This is a genomic window from Streptomyces monashensis, from assembly GCF_001866665.1.
In the GTDB taxonomy this organism is placed as follows: domain Bacteria; phylum Actinomycetota; class Actinomycetes; order Streptomycetales; family Streptomycetaceae; genus Streptomyces; species Streptomyces monashensis.
The window spans coordinates 1-1,199 of the sequence record NZ_MLYO01000198.1; the positions used below are offsets into that span (position 1 = coordinate 1).

The following is a 1,199-nucleotide window of genomic DNA, read 5'->3' on the forward strand; positions in this document are numbered from 1 at the left end:
GCCAGCCACGGCTGCTCCGCCAAAGACAGACGCCCCGTGAACAGATACCCGTCACCGTCGGCGAGGGCCGTCACCGCGCCGATCCAGGGATGCCCACCAGCATCCAGCCCCAACGAACCCGCATCACCGGAGGACTTGGGAATCTCCAGCCAGTACCGCTCGCGCTGGAAGGCATACGTCGGCAGCCCCGCGACCACTCCCCCCGCCAACGGCAGCACCCTGTCCCAGTCCAGGACATGCCCCTGCACATGCAACAACCCCGCATTCCGCAGGATCTGCCCCATCCCACCCCGCCCACGCGCCAACGAACCCACCACAACCCCACCCCGACCCGCACACCCATCCGTCAACGGCATCGCCAACACCGGATGCGCCGACACCTCCACAAACACCCCATACCCATCCTCCAACAACCGCTCCAACGCACGATCAAAACGCACCGGCTCCCGCAGATTCCGGCACCAATACCCCCCATCCAACTCAACCCCCGACACCACCCCACCCGACACCGTCGAATAAAACGCCACCCCCGCCCGCCTCGGCACCAACCCCGCAAACTCCTCAGCCAACCCCGGCAACAACACATCCATCTGCGCACTGTGCGACGCATAATCCACCCGGATCACCCGCGCATACACACCCCGCCCCTGCACCTCACCCACCAACCGCTCCACCGCATCCACCCGACCCGACACAATCGTCGAACCAGACCCATTCACCGCCGCCACCGACAACCCATCACCAAACGGCACCAACCACTCCTCCACCTCCCCCACCGACCGCTCCACCACAGCCATCCCACCCGACCCCGCACACCCCAACACCGCCCGAGAACGCCCCACCACCACCAACACACCCTCCGCAAGACTCAACGCACCAGACACCACCGCCGCAACCACCTCACCCTGCGAATGCCCCACCACAGCAGCCGGCTCCACACCCAACGAACGCCACACCGCCGCCAACCCCACCCCCATCACAAACAACGCAGGCTGCACCACATCCACCCGATCAAACCCCGGATGACCCCCCTCAACCCCCTCCAACACCTCACGCACCGACCAACCCGTCAACGACCGCAACAACCCATCACACTCATCAACCACCCCCGCAAACACCTCACTCGACGCCAACAACTCACGCCCCATCCCCACCCACTGACTCCCCTGCCCCGGAAACACAAACACAACCTTGCCCCG

General features: G+C 65.4%; 1 protein-coding gene. It reads right to left on the bottom strand.

All coding sequences use genetic code 11. The annotated features are described in order from the left end of the window. On the bottom strand, window positions 1-1,148 hold a 1,148-nt coding region (locus tag BIV23_RS45260; protein ID WP_245790966.1), incomplete at its 3' end, for an acyltransferase domain-containing protein. Window positions 1,149-1,199 lie beyond the last annotated feature (51 nt).